We start from the raw sequence: 18,922 nt of genomic DNA, 5'->3' as shown, positions 1-18,922 counted from the left end.
GCCCCGTTTTCATACGAAAAGCCAAGGAAGCTGTCTGGGCGGAGCTATATCGTGATGTTGCGGTGGATATTTCTGGCCCTGATGTCCGTACTGACCGGCGCGTTGCCTTTTGCCGGCGCGACTCAGGCAGCGGAGCCGCAGGTGCCGGTGCTGTGGGATGCCAAGGAGCGGCTGCCGAAACCCGACCTCTCCGCGCTGCCGCGGCTCAGATTCCTCACCACCACCGATTTTCCACCCTTCAACTTCCTCGACGGCTCGGGCCGCCTGTCCGGTTTCCACATCGATCTGGCGCGCGCGATCTGCGCGGAATTGGGCGTCGCCGAGAAATGCCAGGTGCAGGCGCTGCCGTGGAACGAGTTGGAGGATGCCCTCCAGAAGGGCGAGGGCGAGGCGATTATCGCCGGCATCGCCGCGACGCCGGAGAGCCGCGAGAAATACGCCTTCTCGCGCTCCTATATGCAATTCCCTGCGCGCTTCATCATGCCGAAGGCGAAGGCCTTCGCAGAGCCGATCCTCGACAAGCTGCGCAGCAAGCGGGTCGGCGTCGTCGCCGGCTCCGCGCATGAAAAAATGCTGCGCGACTATTTCAACACCGTGCAGGTCGTGACCTTCGACAGGCCCGAGGGCCTTTATGCCGATCTCAAGGCCGGCAAGATCGACGCCGCCTTCGGCGACGGCATGCGCTTCGCCTTCTGGCTGGGCGGCTCCGATGCCGCCGGCTGCTGCCGCTTTGCCGGCGGTCCGTATCTGGCGCCGGAATATCTGGGCGCGGGCATGGCGATCGCCACCCGCAAGAGCGACACCGCACTTGCCGCGGCCTTCGACTACGCGCTGCAGGAAATCTCGATCAAAGGCACCTTCGCCGAGTTCTATCTGCGCTATTTCCCCGTCAGCTTCTTTTAGGCCTGTCAGCTTCTTTAGGTCAGCGTGCGCAGGCGCGCCTTGGCCGCGCGCGCGATAGCGGCCACCGTCAGCGTGTCGAGATCGAGCTTGAGCCGGATCAGTTGCAGCACCCTGACCTCCTCCATGCGCATTTCGAGATCGACGGCGGCGACCTCGAAAGCAGCGGCGTAAGCGGTGTCGCGCAGCCGCTCCGGCAGCGCTTCGGCGACGTGCGCCAGCACGCCTTCCAGCCCGTCCTTCTCATGCAGCGCCTTCTGGCAGGCCTGCGCCACTTGAACCAGCCTATCCTGGTTGAAGTCGACGAACACCGGCCAGGAGCGGACGACGTCGCCGATCCGCGTCAGCTCGACATCGGTCATGTCGCGATCGGACGCCGACGTGATGACCATCAGGTGGATCAGTGCTTCGTGCGGGCTCAGCAAAGGCATTCAAAACTCCTGGAAGCGTGCATGTCGTTTCCCCAAAACCGCGAGGCACTTTTTGGGGTGACATGCACAGGATAATCGCGCTCCAACGTAGGAACACCATTATGACGCCGCAAGGAAAACCACCGCAAATCGTTGACGCTCCGGTCTCGCGCGCCTAGAGACCGGTTGAAAATCATATCCGCCGCGAAGACGGCCATGACTGGAATTTTGACATGACGGGATCAAACATCATCGATCTCAATCCCGAGATGCTTGCCGCGGCGGCCGAGAGCAAGGCCTGGCCGTTCGAGGAAGCAAAGAAGATCATCGCGCGATACAAGGGCAAAGACTTTCCCGAGACCGTCCTGTTCGAAACCGGCTACGGACCGTCCGGCCTGCCGCATATCGGCACCTTCGGCGAGGTGGCACGCACGACCATGGTGCGCCATGCCTTCCGGGTGCTGACCGGAGACAAGGTCAAGACCAAGCTTTTGTGTTTCTCCGACGACATGGACGGCATGCGCAAGATCCCCGAAAGCGTCCCGGATCGCGCGGCGCTTGAACCCTATCTGCATATGCCGCTAACGTCGGTGCCCAATCCGTTCGGCGGCGACTATACGAACTTCGCCGACCACAACAATGCGATGCTGTGCCGCTTCCTCGACACGTTCGGCTTCGACTACGAGTTCGCCAGCGCGACGGAGTACTACAAGGCCGGCCGTTTCGACGAGGTGCTGTTGCGCGCCGCCGACCGTTACGATGAGATCATGGGCGTGATGCTGCCGACGCTTGGGCCGGAGCGCCAGGCGACCTACAGCCCGTTCCTGCCGATCTCACCGAAGAGCGGGCGCGTGCTCTACGTGCCGATGAAGCATGTCGACGCCAAGGCCGGCACCGTCACCTTCGACGATGACGGCACCGAGACGACGCTGCCCGTGACCGGCGGCCATGTGAAACTGCAGTGGAAGCCGGACTTCGGCATGCGCTGGGCAGCGCTCGGCGTCGATTTCGAGATGTTCGGCAAGGACCATCAGACCAACGCCGTGATCTATGACCGCATCTGCAACATCCTCGGCGGACGCGCGCCGGAGCATTTCGTCTACGAACTGTTCCTCGATGAGGAAGGCCAAAAGATCTCGAAGTCGAAGGGCAATGGCCTGACCATCGACGAATGGCTGACCTACGCGCCGACGGAAAGCCTCGGCCTCTATATGTACCAGCGGCCGCGGCAGGCGAAGAAGCTCTATTTCGACGTCATCCCGAAGGCGGTGGACGAATATTATTCCTTCCTCTCTGCCTATCGGCGCCAGGACTGGAAGGAACGGCTCGGCAATCCGGTCTGGCACATGCATGACGGCAACCCACCGGCCATCGACCTGCCGGTGCCGTTCGCGCTGCTGCTCAACCTGGTCAGCGCTTCCAACGCGCATGACAAGGCGGTGCTGTGGGGCTTCATCTCGCGGCATGCGCCGGGCGTGACGCCGAAGACGCATCCGGAGCTCGACCGTCTCACCGGCTACGCCATCCGCTATTTCGACGACTTCGTGAAGCCGACCAAGGTGTACCGCGCCGCCGACGAGGTGGAACGCGAGGCGCTAGGCAAGCTCTCCGAGGCGCTCGGCGCGCTGCCGCAAGGCGCCGACAGCGAGGCGATCCAGAACGCCGCGCTCAATGTCGCGCGCCGCATCGAACGCTACCAGGACCATTCCAAGCAGAGCCCGGAAGGCGGGCCCGGCGTGTCGGTCGCCTTCTTCCAGATGATCTACCAGGTGCTGATCGGCCAGGAGCGCGGGCCGCGCTTCGGCTCGTTTGCGGCGCTCTACGGCATTGCCGAGACGCGCGCGCTTATTGGGCGGGCGCTGGCTGGTCAGTTGGCGGCGTAACGGCGCCGCCTTCCGCCGGCAGGATCGAATCCGGCGCCACAGGCGCCGGTTGCGATGCGGCCGGCAGCGCCGGCAAGCCGTCGAGGTCAGGCACCTGGCCGAAAATGCCCTTCTTTGCGGTACGGGCCTTGTTCTCGGCCTCGACATAGGGGCCGCCTTGCGCGGCGCGCGCCCAGCCGTTCTCGACAAGCCACTGGCCGATGTCCTGGTTGCCGATATGGCACTCGGCGGAAATGGTGTCGCGGTCGCCCTCGGGCGGCACCTTGCAGGCGACCGCCCGTCCGCGCAGGAAGGCGCGGAAGGCTGTCCTGGCGCGCGCGCCGCAAGCCCAGGTCTTGCCCTCGTCGCCGCAGGTTTCATCCGCCTTGACGACATCCACCCCGGACACGGCGACAGCGTAGCCCTTTGCCTCGATCAGCCCGGCGGCCGTGGCGACCGGCTGGAAGAGCTTGGTGCCGTTCCAGTCGCCCGGCATCTTCACTTTCGGCGGCTTGGGCGGCCCGGCCAGCGCCAGATCGCCGAGTGGCGCACGCGGTTCCACCCGTTCAAGCTCATTGTCTGTAATAGCAGGGGGCGCCACCATTTCGGGATCGATGGCCCTCGAGTGGACAGGCGGCTTCGGTGGCTGCGGAACGGCGGGCGCGGGAATGGCCGAGGTCGCCGGCTCCTCCAGCGGCGTGTCGGCCCCCGGATCGGCGATCGCGGCCGAATCGATCTGGTCCACGGCGATCACGTTCTCATGGCCTTTGACCACGCGGCCGCCGGCCATCACGAGCGCCGCCATGACCGGAATCGCCAGAACCGCCAGGGCTGTTTGAAGAAGCCGCACCAGCCCGGACCTACTGGCTCGCCCAGACGATGCGCGCCACCCATTCGATATCGCGCGTCGGGATGTCCCGGTCCGGGTGAGCGGGGTTGAGCGAAACCAGCACGATCGATTTCACCGTTTGCCGGTCGAGCACCTTCGCCATGACCTCGCCGGCGGTGGTCTTTACGACGACGCGGTCGCCCTTGCGCGTCGGCGCGCCGGGTTCGACGATCAGCACATCGCCATTGCGGTAGAGCGGCAGCATGGAATCGCCTTGCACCTGCAGCGCGTATGACGTCTCGGTCGCCCGCGCCGGAAGCTCGACCAGATCCCAGCCCTGCCCTGCCGGATAACCGGCATCGTCGAAGAACCCCCCCGCGCCGGCCTGGGCGAAGCCAAGCAACGGGACGGCGCTGCGCTGTCGGGCGATAGCGGCGCCGACGCGCCCTTCGACCAGCCCGGTGAATTCCTCGAGCGAAGCGCCGGTGGCCTCGATGATCTTGGCCAGCGATTCCGTCGAGGGCCAGCGCGGCCGGCCGTCCGACGACAGACGCTTCGACTTGTTGAACGCCGTCGAATCCAGGCCCGCGCGCCGGGCAAGGCCGGAAGCCGACAGCGAATAGCGCTCGGCGAGAGCGTCGATTGCGGCCCAGACGCGGTCGTGTGAAAGCACGCGCACTCTCCTTCAAAACAGGAAAAAATGCCTCAACCTGTCTAGCGCGCGACCACAGCGTTGTCCACCGGTAGCGATGGACCGAAAAATAGAAGTGATCCGCTCGCGCAAACGGGTGAGCCTTGTCATGTATGGCCAATTGACCGGGTAGACCGAATGAATTTATGGTCGAAACGCGGTGCAGGCCGCATCCGGGTCCGCGGGAAGGGTTGAACCCACTTGCTTCGATGAGCTGACAGCCAAACCTTTGTGCAGCCGATTTGCGGACCTTCGGCGAACAACGCACGGAGGTTTTCATGAACCAACTCCCCAACCGTCCCAATCTCGACCTGTTGAAGAAACAGGCCAAGGACCTGCTTGCGGCCTATCGGCGCGGCGAGCCGGACGCGCTCACCCGCTTTCGCGAAAGCCTGCCCTCGGCGGCCGGCAAAGACGATGCGGCAGTCGCGGCGCTCGCCCTGCGCCTGCATGACGCCCAGTCCTGCCTGGCGCGCGAATATGGCTTCCCGTCCTGGCGCGACCTGAGCAGCTTCGTCGCCGCGCAGCGCGCTTACGGCGCCGATCGCGCCGCTTCGATCCGTAACTGGGCGGGGCTCGTCTATGCCGGAGACATAAGCGGCGGCACCGATCGGGCGAGCCCGGCTGCCGCCGCACGCTTGATCGAACAACATCCCGATATAGTCCGAGGCGACTGGTATGCGGCCTGCGCGGTTGGCGACGGAGCGATCCTGCGGGAGGCGACAAAGCGGGACGCCGGCTGGGTCAACCGCCCGGGCGGCCCACTCGACCTGCCGCCGCTGGTGGCGGTGACCCATTCCAGCCTGGCGCGGCTGCCGCGCTTTCGCGACGCGCTTCACACCGCCGCCAGATTGCTGCTCGAGGCCGGCGCCGATCCCAATCAGGCGGTGGGCAGCCGCTGGCCGCCGGCCTCGCTGGAGAAACCCTCGTACAGGCTGTCGGCGCTCTACGGCGCGGCCGGCCAGAACCACGATCCGGTTATGACGAAGCTGTTGCTCGACGCCGGCGCCGATCCGAACGATGGCGAGTCGCTCTATCACTCGCTCGAGAACCCGGCCTGCACGCGGCTGCTGCTCGCGGCTGGGGCCCGTGTCACGGGTTCGAACGCGCTTTATCGTGTCCTGGATCTCGACAGCCTGGACGCGCTGAGACTGCTGCTCGCCGCGCCGGATGCCGATCCGAACGAGCCGGCCGGAAGCCAGCCGACCTCTGATTGGGGCAGGCCGCTCCTGTGGGCAATCCGCCGCCGCCGCTCGCCGGCGCATATCGAAGCCCTGCTTGCGGCCGGCGCCGATGCGTCGGCGCGGACGCCTGAAGGCCTAAGCGCCTACCGGGTCGCACTGCGCTTCGGCCTGCCGGACGTCGCTGCGCTGCTGCGGCAACCGGGAGACCACGACCCGCTGCCCGACGAGGAGCGGTTCGTCGCCGCCTGCGCGGCCGGCGACGAGGCGACGGCCAGCAAGATCAAGGCCCGCAGGCCCCACCTGCCGGAGTCGCTGTCGGATCAGCAGTTGCGGCTGCTACCCGTGCTTGCCGCACAGGGCTGCCGAGACGCGGTGAAGGTGATGGTCAGGCTCGGCTGGCCGGTTGCCCGGCGCGGCGGCGACTGGGACGCCTCGGCGCTGAACCATGCCGTCTTTCGCGGCGACGCCGACCTCACGCGTTTCCTGCTCGAACATGGCGCGGATTGGAAAGAGCAGCATGGCTTCGGCGGCGATGTGCGTGGGACGCTCGGCTGGGCTTCCGTCAACGAGCCCGAAAGCGATGGCGACTGGGTCGGTTGCGCCGAGGCGCTTTTGGCGTACGGAATGCCGTCCGGGCGGCCGGATCCCCAAGGCAGGCGGGCCGTCGCCTTTGAAGACGGGCTGATGGTCTTTTCGGATGAGGTGACCGACTTTCTGCTCGGCAGGCCGGCCTGACCCGATCAGACCTCTTTGGCCTGCTCGCGCAAATTCCGGTGCGACAGCATGAACGCCCGCTCGGCCTCGGTCGGCGGGCGGGGACTGGCGGCGTGGCCGAGCGCCACAACGACCTCGTCGATGCCGAGGAAGCGGCGGCCGCCGCGGTCATAGACGCCGCCGGTGGTCAGGATCAGCGCCGCCGTCTCGCCGCCATCTAGGACGAAACGGTGCCTGCCGATGACGGACGTGCCTTCCCAGGTCTCGATCGACGAGACCACCTCGAAGCGGCGCCACAGCTTGATCTCGCGTGCGTAGGCCACCTGCAGCCCACCGATCATCGGCGCCCAGCCATTCGTGCGCGCCAGCGCGATGAGACCGACGCGCAGGAAGATGTCTATGCGGCCAAGATCAGCCAGCATCATGTAGCGGGCGTTGTTCAGATGCAGGTTGAAGTCGATGTCGATCGGCAGGCAGCGAAAGGCCAGCCGGCTTTCATCGCCCACCCGATAAGGGCCACGGCTGGGCGCCGTGGCCATGGTGCGGGCCATTCGCCCCCAGACATACATCCCGGGTTCGTTCGTCAGGCCGCCTGCTTGACCTCACCCTTCTGGTAGGGGTCGAAGCGCTGGTAGAAGGTCTCGTCCTTCTCGGCCATGTCGAGCAGAAGCTTCGGCGCCTTGAACTCGGCGCCATACTTCTTCTGCAGCCCCTTGGCGATCTTGACGAAGCGCTTGGCGCCGATGCCGTCGATGTAGGACAGCGCGCCGCCGGTGAAAGGCGCGAAGCCGAAAGCCAGGATCGAGCCGACATCGGCTTCGCGCGGATCGGTGACGATGCCTTCTTCCATCACCCGTGCCGCCTCCAGCGCGATTGTGACCAGCAGGCGCTCCTTCAGCTCCTCATAGTCGACCTTCTCGGGCTCCAACTGCGGATAGAGGTCCTTCAGGCCCGGCCAGAGCTTCTTTTTCGCGGGTTTCGCCGGATAGTCGTAGAAACCCTTGCCGTTCTTGCGGCCGAAGCGGCCATGCGTGTCGACCATGGTGTTGATCAGCGCCATCTGCTTGGGGTCGACAGCCTTCTCGCCGAGATCCCTGATGGTCTGCTTCATGATCTTCTGGGCAAGGTCGACGGCCGTCTCGTCGGTCAGCGCCAGTGGGCCGACCGGCATGCCGGCGGCCTTGGCGGCATTCTCGATCATCGCCGCCGGGACGCCCTCGATCAGCATCTTGTAGGCTTCCGACATGTAGCGCAGCACGCAACGGTTGACATAGAAGCCGCGCGTGTCGTTGACGACGATCGGCGTCTTCTTGATGGCGCGCACGAAGTCGAAGGCGACGGCCAAGGCCTTGTCGCCTGTCTTCTTGCCGAGGATGATCTCGACCAGCATCATCTTGTCGACCGGCGAGAAGAAGTGGATGCCGATGAAGTTCTTCGGCCGCGCCGAGTTCTTCGCCAGTGCGGAGATGGGAATCGTCGAGGTGTTGGAAGCGAAGATCGCCGACGACTTCAGCACCGCCTCCGCCTTCTCGGTGGCTTCCTTCTTGACGCCGGAATCCTCGAAGACAGCCTCGACGACGAGATCGCAGCCGGCAAGGTCGGCATAGTCCGCCGTTGGCGTGATCAGCGACAGGAGCTTGTCCTTGTCCTCGGGTTTGGCACGCCCTTTCTTGACCTGATCGGCCATCAGGCTGTCGGAATGCGCCTTGCCTTTCTCGGCCGACGGCAGATCGCGGTCGAGCAGCACCACCGGAATGCCGGCCCTGGCCGTGACATAGGCGATGCCGGCACCCATGAAGCCGGCGCCGAGAATGCCGATCTTCTTGAATTTGGTGTCCGGCACGCCGGCCGGGCGACGCGCGCCTTTGTTCAACTCCTGCAGCGACAGGAACAGCGAGCGGATCATGGCCGCCGCTTCCTTCGACTGCATGATCTCGGTGAAATAGCGCTGCTCGATCCTGAGCGCCGTGTCGAAAGGCACCAGCAGGCCTTCATAGACGCATTTCAAGATCGCGGCCGCCGCCGGATAATTGCCGTAGGTCTCGCGGCGCAGGATGGCGATCGCCGGCGGCCAGAGATTGGCGCCGGCCGCCGAATAGATCGGCCCGCCCGGGAGCCTGAAGCCCTTCTCGTCCCAAGGCGCCACCGGCTTCAGGCCGTTCCTGATCATCGCCTTGGCGGTCTCGACGAGCTTCGAGGGCTCGGCGATCTCGTGGATCAGGCCCATCTGCTTCGCCTTCTGTGGCGTCAGGTTCTGGCCGCTGGTCAGCATCTGCAGCGCCTGCTGCTGGTCGGTCAGCCGCGGCACGCGCTGGGTGCCGCCGGCGCCGGGGAAGATGCCGATCTTCACCTCGGGAAGCGCCATCTTGACCTTGTCGGAATCGGCGGCGACGCGGCCATGGCAGGCGAGCGACATCTCGAACGCGCCGCCCATGCAGGTGCCGTTGATCGCCGACACAAACGGCTTGCCGCACGTCTCGATCTTGCGGAACAGGCCGGTCATATAGCCGGCATTCTCGAACAGCGCCCTGGTCGCCTTGTCGAGATCCTTCTCCTTGTCGGCGGCGAAGGTGGCCAGCATCTTCTGCAGCATGGTGATGTCGGCGCCGCCGGAGAAGCTGTCCTTGCCGGAGGTGATGACCGCGCCCTTGATGGCCGCATCGCCGGCCACATGATCGACGATGGCGTTCAACTCGCGCATCGCCTCTTCGGTGAACACGTTCATCGAGCGGTCCGGCATGTCCCAGGTGACCAGCGCGATGCCGTCGGCGTCCACGTCGAGGGTAAAATTGGTGTAGCTCATCTCGTTCTCTCCCCGTCAGACGCGTTCGATGATGGTGGCAGTGCCCATGCCGGCGCCGATGCAGAGCGTAACCAGCGCGGTGTTCAGGTCGCGTCGCTCCAGCTCGTCCAGCACCGTGCCCAGGATCATGGCGCCGGTGGCGCCGAGCGGATGGCCCATGGCGATCGCCCCGCCATTGACGTTGATCTTGTCGTGCGGGATGTCGAAGGCCTGCATGTAGCGCAGCACGACGGAAGCAAACGCTTCGTTGAGCTCGAACAGGTCGATGTCCGACAGCTTCATCTTGGCGCGCTTCAGGAGCTTTTCGGTGACGTCGACCGGACCGGTCAGCATCAGCACCGGCTCGGAGCCGATATTGGCGAAAGCGCGGATGCGCGCGCGCGGCTTGATACCCATTGTCTTGCCGGCCTTTTTCGAGCCGAGCAGCACGGCGGCCGCGCCGTCGACGATGCCGGAGGAATTGCCGGCGTGATGGACGTGGTTGACCTCCTCGACTTCCGGATGCTTCTGCACGGCGACCGCGTCGAAGCCGCCCATTTCGCCGGGCATGACGAAGGACGGATTGAGCGAAGCCAGCGACTGCATATCGGTCGAAGGCCGCATGTGCTCGTCATGATCGAGGATGGTCAGGCCGTTCTGGTCCTTGATCGGGATCACCGAATTCTTGAAGCGGCCGTCAGCCCAGGATTTTGCGGCGCGCTTCTGACTCTCGACCGCATAGGCATCGACATCGTCGCGGCTGAACCCGTATTTGGTGGCGATCAGGTCGGCCGAGATGCCCTGCGGCACGAACCAGCCGGGCAGGCCGACGGACGGGTCCATGAACCACGAACCGCCTGACATGCCCATGCCGACGCGCGACATGGATTCAACGCCACCGGCAATCACGATCTCATCCGCCCCTTGCGCGATCTTGGCGGCGCCGAAATTGATGGCGTCGAGACCGGAGGCGCAGAAGCGCGATATCTGCATGCCCGGCGCCGAGGTCGCGTAGCCGGCCTCGAAGGCGGCGGCGCGCGGAATGACGGAGCCCGCCTCGCCGACGGGATCGACGCAGCCGAAGATGATGTCGTCGACATTGCCGGTGTCGAGCCCGTTGCGGTCGCGCAACGCTTCGAGCGTTCTTGCGGCCAACCGCACCGCCGGCACCTCGTGCAGCGAGCCATCCTTCTTGCCCTTGCCGCGCGGCGTGCGCACGGCGTCATAGACATAAGCCTCAGTCATTTTCGTGCTCCTTGGCTTTGCCGGCCGTCGCGCTCAGAGAGAGCGCCCGATCAGCAATTTCATGATCTCGTTGGTGCCGCCGTAGATGCGCTGGACGCGGGCGTCGCGGTACATGCGGGCGATCGGATATTCATTCATGTAGCCATAGCCGCCATGCAATTGAAGGCATTCGTCGACGACTTTGCCCTGCAGGTCGCTGAGCCAGTATTTGGCCATCGAGGCGGTCACCGGGTCGAGACCGCCATCGATATGGCGGGCGACGCAGTCATTGTAGAAGACGCGGCCGATCGTGGCCTCGGTCTTCAGTTCGGCAAGCTTGAACTGGGTGTTCTGGAAATCGATGACCGCCTTGCCGAAGGCCTTGCGTTCCTTGACGTAGTCGATGGTGATTGCCAGCGCCCGTTCGATCATGGCGATGGCGCCGGTGCCGATCTGCAGCCGCTCCTGCGGCAATTGCTGCATCAACTGGACGAAGCCCTTGCCCTCCTCGTGGCCAAGCAGGTTCGAGGTCGGCACGCGCACGTCGTTGAAGAACAGCTCGGACGTGTCGTTGGCCTTGAGCCCGATCTTGTCGAGGTTGCGGCCGCGCTCGAAACCCTCGACCTCGTCGGTCTCGACAACGATCAGCGAGGTGCCCTTGGCGCCCTGTTCCGGATCGGTCTTGGTGACGACGATGACCAGGTTGGCGAGCTGGCCATTGGTGATGAAGGTCTTGGAACCGCTGATCTTGTAATGGTTGCCGTCCTTCTCGGCGCGGGTCTTGACGCCCTGCAAGTCGGAACCGGCGCCGGGCTCGGTCATCGCGATGGCGCCGATCAGCTCGCCGGTCGCGAGCTTGGGCAGCCATTTCTCTTTCTGCTCCTCGGAGCCGTAATGGAGGATGTAGGGCGCAACGATCGAATTGTGCAGACCGATGCCGAAGCCGTCGACGCCGACATGGCCGATCGCCTCGATGATGGCGCTCTCATGCGCGAAGGTACCGCCGGAGCCGCCGTATTTTTCCGGCATGGAAGCGCAGAGCAGGCCGGCAGCGCCGGCCTTCAGCCAGCTCTCGCGGTCGAACATCTCGTTCTTCTCGAACTCATCGTAGCGCGGCGCGATCTCTTCCGCCATGAAGCGGGACGCCATGTCGTAGAGCATGCCGACCTCGTCCGCCGCCCAGGCGGGCTTCGGAAGGCCAAGAACTTCGGCTGGATTTGTCGCCACGATTTCCTCCGCGTTCCGACAATTATGGGGGCCGGCCTGGGGCCGACCCGCCAAACCTAGAACGCTTCGGCCGGCAGCGCCATTAGCGTGTCCGCGCCACTCGAAATGCGGGCCAGACGCGTCGCCGTTTCCGGCATGATGCGCTCCATGAAGAAGCGCGCCGTCACCAGCTTGGTGTCGTAGAACACGCTGGTGCCATTGGCGCCTTCGGCGAGCTTTGCCTGCGCGGATTTCGCCATCTGCGCCCACATATAGCCCAGCGCCACAAGGCCGAAGAGATGCATATAGTCGGTCGAGGCCGCGCCTGCATTGTCGGGCTTGGCCACCGCGTTCTGCACCAGCCACATGGTGGCAGCCTGCAGGTCGTTGAGGCCCTTCTTCAGCGCCTTGGTGAAGGTCGTCATCTTCTCGTCGGCACGGCTCTCCTCGCAGAACTCGCCAACCTCCTTGAAGAAGGCCTGGACGGCGCGGCCGCCATTCTGCGCCAGCTTGCGTCCCACGAGGTCGAGCGCCTGGATGCCGTTGGCGCCTTCATAGATCATGGCGATGCGGGCATCGCGCACGAACTGGCTCATGCCATACTCTTCGATGTAGCCGTGGCCGCCGAACAGCTGCTGCGCCATCACCGCGTGATCGAAACCCTTGTCGGTGAGCACGCCTTTGACCACCGGCGTCATCAGGCCGGTGTAGTCGTCGGCCGCCTGGCGGTCCTTGTCGTCACCGGAGCGATGCGCGACATCGGACTTGATCGCCGTCCACAGCGCCAGAGCGCGGCCGGCCTCGTTGAAGGCCTTCATGGTCATCAGCGAGCGGCGGATATCGGGATGGACGATGATCGGGTCCGCCTTCTTGTCCGGCGCCTTGGTGCCCGACAGCGAACGGCCCTGCAGGCGGTCCTTGGCGTAGGAAACAGCATTCTGATAGGCGATCTCGGAGACCGAAAGACCCTGCAGGCCGACGCCGAGGCGGGCCTCGTTCATCATCGTGAACATGGCCTTCAGGCCGCCGTTCAACTCGCCAAGCAGCGCGCCCTCCGCCTCGTCATAATTCATGACGCAGGTCGAATTGCCGTGAATGCCCATCTTCTCCTCGATCGAGCCGCAGGAGAGCGTGTTGCGCTGGTTGGGATTGCCCGCGGCATCGAGCTTGAACTTCGGCACGATGAACAGCGAGATGCCCTTGACGCCTTCCGGCGCGCCCTCGGCGCGGGCAAGCACCAGATGGACGATGTTGTCCGACATGTCGTGCTCGCCGGCTGAGATGAAGATCTTCTGGCCGGAAATCCTGTAGGTGCCGTCGCCGTTGGGAACGGCCTTGGTGCGCAGCAGGCCGAGGTCGGTGCCGCAATGCGGCTCGGTTAGGTTCATGGTGCCGGTCCAGACGCCTTCGATCAGCCTGGGCAGCCAGGTGGCCTTCTGCTCGTCCGTGCCGTGGGTGACGATGGCCGCGATCGCGCCTTGCGTCAGGCCGGGATACATCATCAGCGCCATGTTGGCGGAGATCATGTATTCGGAGACGGCGGTATGAACGGCGTAGGGCAGGCCCTGGCCGCCGAACTCGGCAGGTGCTGCGAGCCCCATCCAGCCGCCTTCGCGATACTGGGCGTAAGCATCCTTGAAGCCCTTGGGCGTCGTCACCGAGCCGTCGTCATGGCGCACGCAGCCTTCCATGTCGCCGACGCGGTTCAGCGGATGCATGACGTTTTCGGCAAGCCTGGCACCCTCCGCGAGGATCGCCTCGAGCACGTCAGGCGTCGCGTCCGAAAAGCCCGGAAGGTTGGAATAGCGCTGATAGCCGAGCACATCGTTGAGCACGAACAACGTGTCCTGGATCGGCGCCCTGTAGATCGTCATGCCTTCCTCCACGCTTATAGTCCCGGCCGGCCAGCAAGTTGCCTGTCCACGTCCTGGATGGGAGGCCGGGCCAATGTCGATGCTCCGATAGCAAATATTGACGTTTGCGTAAACGTCAACTTCGTCGCAGTGGAAAATTTTGTGAGCGGTCCGGCATTGTGGCGACAAAAAAGCCGCGCGGCTATAGCCACGCGGCTCTTGATTCTGGGTCGCAGTTGAACGCGAGCGTTTAGCCTGCGGCGCTGGCCTGCGGCGCCGTGGTGCGCTCGACGAGCATCTGGCGAACGACAGACATCGAGTTGCTCAACTCGTTGATGGCGTCATCGATCAGCGCCCGCTGCTTCTGCAGGCGGGCGAGCTGCTTCTCCGATTTGTCGAGCGCCAGCCGCAACTGTTTGGTGTTGGTGCCGGTCGGATCGTAGAGATCCATCATCTGCTTGACGTCGCGCAGCGAGAACCCGACCTTGCGGCCGAGCAGGATCAGCTTCAGCCGAGCCTTGTCACGACGCGTATAGAGACGGGTCGAGCCGTCGCGATGCGGATTGAGCAGGCCCTTGTCTTCATAGAAGCGCAGCGTGCGCAAGGTCACGCCGTATTTCTTGGCCATCTCGCCGATGCGGACGAATTCCTCGCCGGCTTCGGCCGGAATGTCATTGGTATTGGCCGCGGCTTCGCCGGGCGAAACAAGTTTCATGGTCACTGGCTTTCCCCTGGTGGCGTCGCGGTCGCGGACCAAGCGTCGCCTGAATGGAAGCGGGGGCGTGCTTCCAATCGTGGTTGCAACAAGTCAATCGCAAGAGGCACGGCTTCGCACCTTTTACGTTTACGTCAATCCTATACCGACAGCCGCAGGGTGACGCAAGGGCGTTGTCAACACGAACCTTTATGCCGCACCCGGCAAGCGGCTCATGATTTATACGCGACTTCTTAAGCTTGGTTAACGCCTTGTTTACCACGTTGGGCGAAATGTGCGCATGTCGGTCACCCGTGTTTATCCTGTAGCGAATTTTTCACGGTTTTCGAAGCGTGGGTGAAAACCCGGAAGCCCGTCTTCCTCCGCAGCAAAACCGCTCGGCTCGCTTCGTTCCCGGCAGGACTCTGGGAAACCGGTCTTCGGCCGGCCATTCTGAACACGGGCGCATCGATGAACAGCAAGCGGTCCTATCTCGATACACTCAACGCCGGCAGGCAACGCCGGCCGCACGCCTCGCTCGAAGACCTGAACCGCTCGCTCGAAACGCTGGAGCAGCGGCTGGACCGCACGCGCGCCGACATGCCCGATCGTCCCGACCTGCGGCGGCCGCCTGTCGAGCCGCGTTATCCAAGCACGCAGCCCTACGGCCAGCCGCGCTGGTACGAAGACACCCATTCCGCGCAAAGGCCTCTGGACCGGCCGCCGCAAGATCCGGCGCCGCAGAGTCCACGGCCGCAAAATCGCGCTCCGCAAAACCCAGCGCCCGCCGCACCTGCCTTCGGCCAGAGCTATCAGGCGATCGCGCGTGACATCGATCGCGTGCGCGGCCAGGAAGACGGCGTCGCGATGGTCGGCAAGATCGCCGTCGAGCTGCGCGGGCTGCGCGAGGAACTGCGCCACCAGATGACCGTCGGCCTGCAGCGCGAATTCGAAGCGTTTCGCCAGGACATCGACCGCGCCATGCAGGCCAACAGCCAGCGTGGCGCCAACGGCCTGCCGGACAAGAGCAGCGCCGAGCTCGGTCTCGAATTCGAGCGGCTTTCGGGCGCCATCCAGACGCTCGCCGAGAAGAGCGACGACCGCAGCGTCAACCTGCTGAGGCTGGAACTGGAGCAGGTGAAGGGTGCGCTGGACACGCTGGCGCGCGAGGAAAGCCTACAGAAGGTCGATCGGCGCTGGGACGATTTCGACCGCCGCTGGAGCGCCTTCGAGGACCGCGTCGACGCTGACCAGCGCAAGCGCGCCGAAGGCCCGAGCCTTTCGGTGCTGACCGACCGGCTCGAACAGATCAGCAGCGCAGTCAGCAACCTGCCGGAATCGCTTTCGCTGCGCTCGCTGGAGGAAAAGGTGCGCACGCTTGCCGGCGCGGTCGACCGTTTCGCCGGCCAGCAGACCGTGCGCGGCGGCGAAACGCTCGCCATGATAGACGAGCGGCTGGACGAGATTTCCCGCGCCATCGTCGCCTCGACCGTGGCCGCGCAGGCCAATGCCTTCGATCCCGAGACCTTCGGCCGGATCGAGAAGCGCATCGCTTCCCTGGCGATGCAGATCGAAGAAGTCGCGCAGTCGCGGCCGGGGGCGGAGGTTCTCGACCACCTCAACCTTTTGTCCAGCCGGGTAGACCAGTTGGCCGGCAGGGCCGACCTGCCCGAGCAGGCCATGGAGCGGCTCGGCAAGCAGATCGCCTTGATCACCGACAAGATGGACAGGGTGCCGGCCATGCCCGACGCCGATCATATCTTCCAGGGCCTGGAGCAGCGCTTCGACGCGCTGTCCATGCTGATCGAGCGTCGCCAGGGCGATGCGATGGAACAGGGCAATATCCTGTTCCGTGACCTCGAGCGGCGGCTGGACGAGGTCGCGGACAGGCTCGACCAGCGCATGCGCCAGGACGACAGCGCCGGCATCATGGAAGCGATCGACGCCCGCTTCACCGCGCTTGCCAAGCGCATCGAGACACGCGCGTCGGATCCCGCCAACGACATGGCGATCCGCGGGCTGGAAAGCCGGCTCGAGGATATTTCCAGCCGGTTGGAATCGTCGGCGCAGCAGGTCGCGGGCATCGATCCGGCCCTGATCCGCAGCCTGGAGGCGCAGGTCGCCGGCCTCTCGGCGCATCTCTCCAAGCCCGGCACGCCGCTGCCGGAATTCGAGGACATAAGCCCGCGTCTCAACGAGATCGAGAAGTCGCTGGCCGGCACGCGCGATTCCATCCTGAGCGTGGCACGAGAGGCGGCCGAGGGCGCCGTCAGATCGCTCGCCGAGTCGACGTCCAGCACTGCCCAGACCAACGCGACCGCCGTTGCCGGCCTCGCCCAGGACCTGAAGACGCTCGAAGCGCTCACCCGCCGCTCCGACGAGCGCAACTCTCGGACATTCGAGGCGATCCACGACACGCTGCTGAAGATCGTCGACCGGCTCGGCTCGATTGAAGCAACCGAGACCAGCGAAGCGGTCAGCGAACTGGTCGATCCGCAACCGGCCGGCAAGCGCGGCGGCCGCGGCGGCAAGATCGCGGTGCAGGACGCGCCTTCGATGGACATCGACCAGCCACTGCCGCTCACGGGAGACATGGCCAGCCTTGAGGGCCGCGCCGCGGCGATCATGCGCGACGAGCCGGACGCGCCGCGCTCGCCCGCCGAGGCTGCGGCTGCAGCGGCCATGGCTGCGCTCGGACCGGATGCGATTGGCGAGAAGAGCGAGACGGCCGGCCGCAAGAAATCCATGTTCAGCGGCCTGGCTCGCGCCTTCAAGGGCAAGAAGGATGCGGACACGCAGCCGCTTGCCGGCTCGGCGCCGGTCGGCGACGTGCCGAGCGTCGACATAGACGAGCCGCTCGACCCCAGGGCCGCCAACCGGCCATTGGAACCCGGGTCCGGCGCGCCGGACCTCAACGCCATCATGAAGCGCGTGCGTGACGAGCGCGGCAGCCAGCCGGTCAGGCGCAACGAGGGCGATGCCGCGAAGTCCGACTTCATCGCGGCTGCCCGCCGCGCAGCCCAGGCGGCTGCCGCGGAAGCCGACACGCTGAAGCGGCAATCGACCATGACCGGCCCGGTGAAGGCGCTGAGGATCGGCGACCTGCTCAAGGCGCGGCGCAAGCCGATCCTGATGGCGGCGGCCGCGATCATGATGGCACTGGCCGGCCTGCAGTTGGGCAAGGCCTTCCTGTCCGATCCCGTCGAAACGGCCGCCCACCAGCCCGCTCCGATCGTCTCCACGCAGACGGTCGATGCGGCCTCGCTCAACGCCACCGCCGCGCCGACGACCGGCGCGCGGAAGACCGACATGGGGACCGCACAGGCCGAAGGCGCGCCGGTCCGCCCCGTCAGGCAGGCGGAGCCCGCCCAAGACACGGCACCGGCCGCCTCTGTCCCCTCCAGTCCCGAAAACGCCGCCGCCATGCCGGCCGAACCGTCGCCCGCGCCGGTAGCGCTTGCGGCGCCTGCCGAGCCGGCGCCGATGGCTTCCGCGACGCCAGCCGAACCTGCCACCACTGCGACGGACGCGGATGGCGACGCGCAGCCGATGGTCAAGGAACAGGCGACGACCAATCCGGCGGCTGAAAGCGCAGACAACGCGCCGGCAGCGACCACCGCCGACACGACAGGCGCCGTGCCGCCGGCGAGCAGCCAGACGGCCGCGGCCAAATTCGATATTCCTTCCGAAATCGGCCCGGTGGCGCTGCGCGACGCGGCCACCGGCGGTGACGCCAAGGCGCTATTCGAGATCGGCTCGCGCTACGCGGAATCGCGCGGCGTGAAGGAGGACATGAAGGCAGCCGCCAAATGGTATGAGCAGTCGGCCGAGCTCGGCTTCGCGCCGGCCGAATACCGCATCGGCAATTTCTACGAAAAGGGCATCGGCGTCGCGCGCGACATCAAGAAGGCCAAGACCTACTACCAGCTCGCCGCTGAACAGGGCAACGCCAGCGCGATGCACAATCTGGCTGTGCTGTTCGCCATGGCGGCGGACGGCGTGACCGACAATGAATCGGCGACGCACTGGTTCCAGGAAGCCGCGGATCTCGGCGTCAAGGACAGCCAGTTCAACCTCGGCATCCTCGCCGCCAAGGGCGTCGGCATGAAGCAGAACCTGGAGGAATCCTACAAGTGGTTCGCGCTGGTTGCCAAGACCGGCGACAAGGACGCCGCCGCCAAGCGCGACGAGATCGCCAATGCGCTGCGGCCCGAGCAGCTCGAGCGGGCGCGCGCCGCAACGGAATTGTGGAAGGCCAAGCCGCTCAACGCGGCCACCAACTCGGCCGACGTTCCGGAGTCCTGGCAGGACAGCGCGCCACAGACCACCGCCGGCATCGACATGAAGAAGGCGGTGAAAAACATCCAGCTGATCCTCAACAAGAACGGCTATGATGCCGGCGGCGCCGATGGCGTGATGGGCGGCAAGACCAAGGACGCCATCATGGCCTTCCAGACCGACAACAAGATGAAGGCGACCGGCGAGATCGACGCGCCGCTCGTCAAGGCGCTGCTGGCGCACAAATAACGGCAGGCGCGTCGCATACGCGACGCCTTGCCACATATTTGCCTGT

The 18,922-nt window shown here is 65.2% G+C and carries 13 protein-coding genes; 4 read left to right on the top strand and 9 right to left on the bottom strand.

The genetic code is table 11. The annotated features are described in order from the left end of the window. The first annotated feature begins 81 nt into the window (after nt 1-81). Nucleotides 82-903 carry a transporter substrate-binding domain-containing protein gene (locus YU3_RS0127895; protein ID WP_051334105.1) on the top strand — a complete coding sequence of 274 codons (822 nt, stop codon included), beginning with the start codon at nt 82-84 and terminating at the stop codon, nt 901-903. Between the two features lie 14 nt (nt 904-917). Here the strand turns inward: YU3_RS0127895 and YU3_RS0127890 are convergent, their stop codons facing one another. After that, the gene (locus YU3_RS0127890) at nt 918-1,331 is read right to left on the bottom strand and encodes a tellurite resistance TerB family protein (protein WP_027169308.1); all 414 of its coding nucleotides are present in this window, start codon (nt 1,329-1,331) and stop codon (nt 918-920) included. Between the two features lie 212 nt (nt 1,332-1,543). Between YU3_RS0127890 and YU3_RS0127885 the strand changes: the two genes are divergently transcribed. Beyond that, the gene (locus YU3_RS0127885; RefSeq protein ID WP_027169307.1) at nt 1,544-3,193 is read left to right on the top strand and encodes a lysine--tRNA ligase; all 1,650 of its coding nucleotides are present in this window, start codon (nt 1,544-1,546) and stop codon (nt 3,191-3,193) included. Here the strand turns inward: YU3_RS0127885 and YU3_RS0127880 are convergent. Together YU3_RS0127880 and YU3_RS0127875 are read right to left on the bottom strand one after the other, a co-directional pair. Then, nucleotides 3,156-4,022 carry a hypothetical protein gene (locus tag YU3_RS0127880; RefSeq protein WP_036259726.1) on the bottom strand — a complete coding sequence of 289 codons (867 nt, stop codon included), beginning with the start codon at nt 4,020-4,022 and terminating at the stop codon, nt 3,156-3,158. The genes YU3_RS0127885 and YU3_RS0127880 overlap by 38 nt on opposite strands. 10 nt (nt 4,023-4,032) lie before the next feature. Then, nucleotides 4,033-4,674 (bottom strand): helix-turn-helix transcriptional regulator, encoded by a 642-nt coding sequence (locus YU3_RS0127875; protein ID WP_027169305.1) that lies wholly within the window; start codon nt 4,672-4,674, stop codon nt 4,033-4,035. A 296-nt stretch (nt 4,675-4,970) separates the two neighbouring features. Here YU3_RS0127875 and YU3_RS0127870 point away from each other — a divergent pair, with 296 nt between their 5' ends. After that, complete coding sequence (locus YU3_RS0127870) at nt 4,971-6,611, top strand: ankyrin repeat domain-containing protein (protein WP_027169304.1); 1,641 nt, start codon at nt 4,971-4,973, stop codon at nt 6,609-6,611. Nucleotides 6,612-6,616: 5 nt separating this feature from the next. Here YU3_RS0127870 and YU3_RS0127865 read toward each other — a convergent pair whose 3' ends face one another. The 6 genes from YU3_RS0127865 to YU3_RS0127840 form a co-directional block, all read right to left on the bottom strand. Then, a complete protein-coding gene (locus YU3_RS0127865; RefSeq protein ID WP_027169303.1) occupies nt 6,617-7,159 on the bottom strand; it encodes a thioesterase family protein in 543 nt (180 codons plus the stop codon). A 14-nt stretch (nt 7,160-7,173) separates the two neighbouring features. Beyond that, entirely contained in the window at nt 7,174-9,393 is a 2,220-nt protein-coding gene (locus tag YU3_RS0127860) for a 3-hydroxyacyl-CoA dehydrogenase NAD-binding domain-containing protein (RefSeq protein ID WP_027169302.1), read from the bottom strand. A 15-nt stretch (nt 9,394-9,408) separates the two neighbouring features. Further along, entirely contained in the window at nt 9,409-10,617 is a 1,209-nt protein-coding gene (locus YU3_RS0127855) for an acetyl-CoA C-acetyltransferase (protein ID WP_027169301.1), read from the bottom strand. Nucleotides 10,618-10,650: 33 nt separating this feature from the next. Further along, nucleotides 10,651-11,823 carry an acyl-CoA dehydrogenase family protein gene (locus YU3_RS0127850; protein ID WP_027169300.1) on the bottom strand — a complete coding sequence of 391 codons (1,173 nt, stop codon included), beginning with the start codon at nt 11,821-11,823 and terminating at the stop codon, nt 10,651-10,653. Between the two features lie 56 nt (nt 11,824-11,879). Next, nucleotides 11,880-13,676, bottom strand: coding sequence for an acyl-CoA dehydrogenase (locus YU3_RS0127845; RefSeq protein ID WP_027169299.1), 1,797 nt, complete (start codon nt 13,674-13,676; stop codon nt 11,880-11,882). 229 nt (nt 13,677-13,905) lie between these two features. Continuing rightward, entirely contained in the window at nt 13,906-14,370 is a 465-nt protein-coding gene (locus YU3_RS0127840) for a MerR family DNA-binding transcriptional regulator (protein ID WP_156913618.1), read from the bottom strand. A gap of 450 nt (nt 14,371-14,820) precedes the next feature. Here YU3_RS0127840 and YU3_RS0127835 point away from each other — a divergent pair, with 450 nt between their 5' ends. Beyond that, on the top strand, nt 14,821-18,876 hold the full coding sequence (locus YU3_RS0127835; protein ID WP_027169297.1) for a peptidoglycan-binding protein: 4,056 nt from the start codon (nt 14,821-14,823) through the stop codon (nt 18,874-18,876). Nucleotides 18,877-18,922: the final 46 nt, after the last annotated feature.

Origin of the sequence: Mesorhizobium sp. WSM3224 (assembly GCF_000427725.1) — a bacterium.
Classification (GTDB): Bacteria; Pseudomonadota; Alphaproteobacteria; order Rhizobiales; family Rhizobiaceae; genus Mesorhizobium.
The sequence above is the reverse complement of the archived record's forward strand: the minus strand, read 5'-3'. Positions and strand labels throughout refer to the sequence as shown.

What these genes read in the sequence shown, in the direction of transcription:
- YU3_RS0127895 (WP_051334105.1), top strand. Translation starts at nt 82, where the DNA reads ATGTCCGTACTGACCGGCGCGTTGCCTTTTGCCGGCGCGACTCAGGCA.
- YU3_RS0127865 (WP_027169303.1), bottom strand. Translation starts at nt 7,159, where the DNA reads ATGTATGTCTGGGGGCGAATGGCCCGCACCATGGCCACGGCGCCCAGC.
- YU3_RS0127845 (WP_027169299.1), bottom strand. Translation starts at nt 13,676, where the DNA reads ATGACGATCTACAGGGCGCCGATCCAGGACACGTTGTTCGTGCTCAAC.
- YU3_RS0127840 (WP_156913618.1), bottom strand. Translation starts at nt 14,370, where the DNA reads ATGAAACTTGTTTCGCCCGGCGAAGCCGCGGCCAATACCAATGACATT.
- YU3_RS0127870 (WP_027169304.1), top strand. Translation starts at nt 4,971, where the DNA reads ATGAACCAACTCCCCAACCGTCCCAATCTCGACCTGTTGAAGAAACAG.
- YU3_RS0127855 (WP_027169301.1), bottom strand. Translation starts at nt 10,617, where the DNA reads ATGACTGAGGCTTATGTCTATGACGCCGTGCGCACGCCGCGCGGCAAG.
- YU3_RS0127860 (WP_027169302.1), bottom strand. Translation starts at nt 9,393, where the DNA reads ATGAGCTACACCAATTTTACCCTCGACGTGGACGCCGACGGCATCGCG.
- YU3_RS0127885 (WP_027169307.1), top strand. Translation starts at nt 1,544, where the DNA reads ATGACGGGATCAAACATCATCGATCTCAATCCCGAGATGCTTGCCGCG.
- YU3_RS0127835 (WP_027169297.1), top strand. Translation starts at nt 14,821, where the DNA reads ATGAACAGCAAGCGGTCCTATCTCGATACACTCAACGCCGGCAGGCAA.
- YU3_RS0127890 (WP_027169308.1), bottom strand. Translation starts at nt 1,331, where the DNA reads ATGCCTTTGCTGAGCCCGCACGAAGCACTGATCCACCTGATGGTCATC.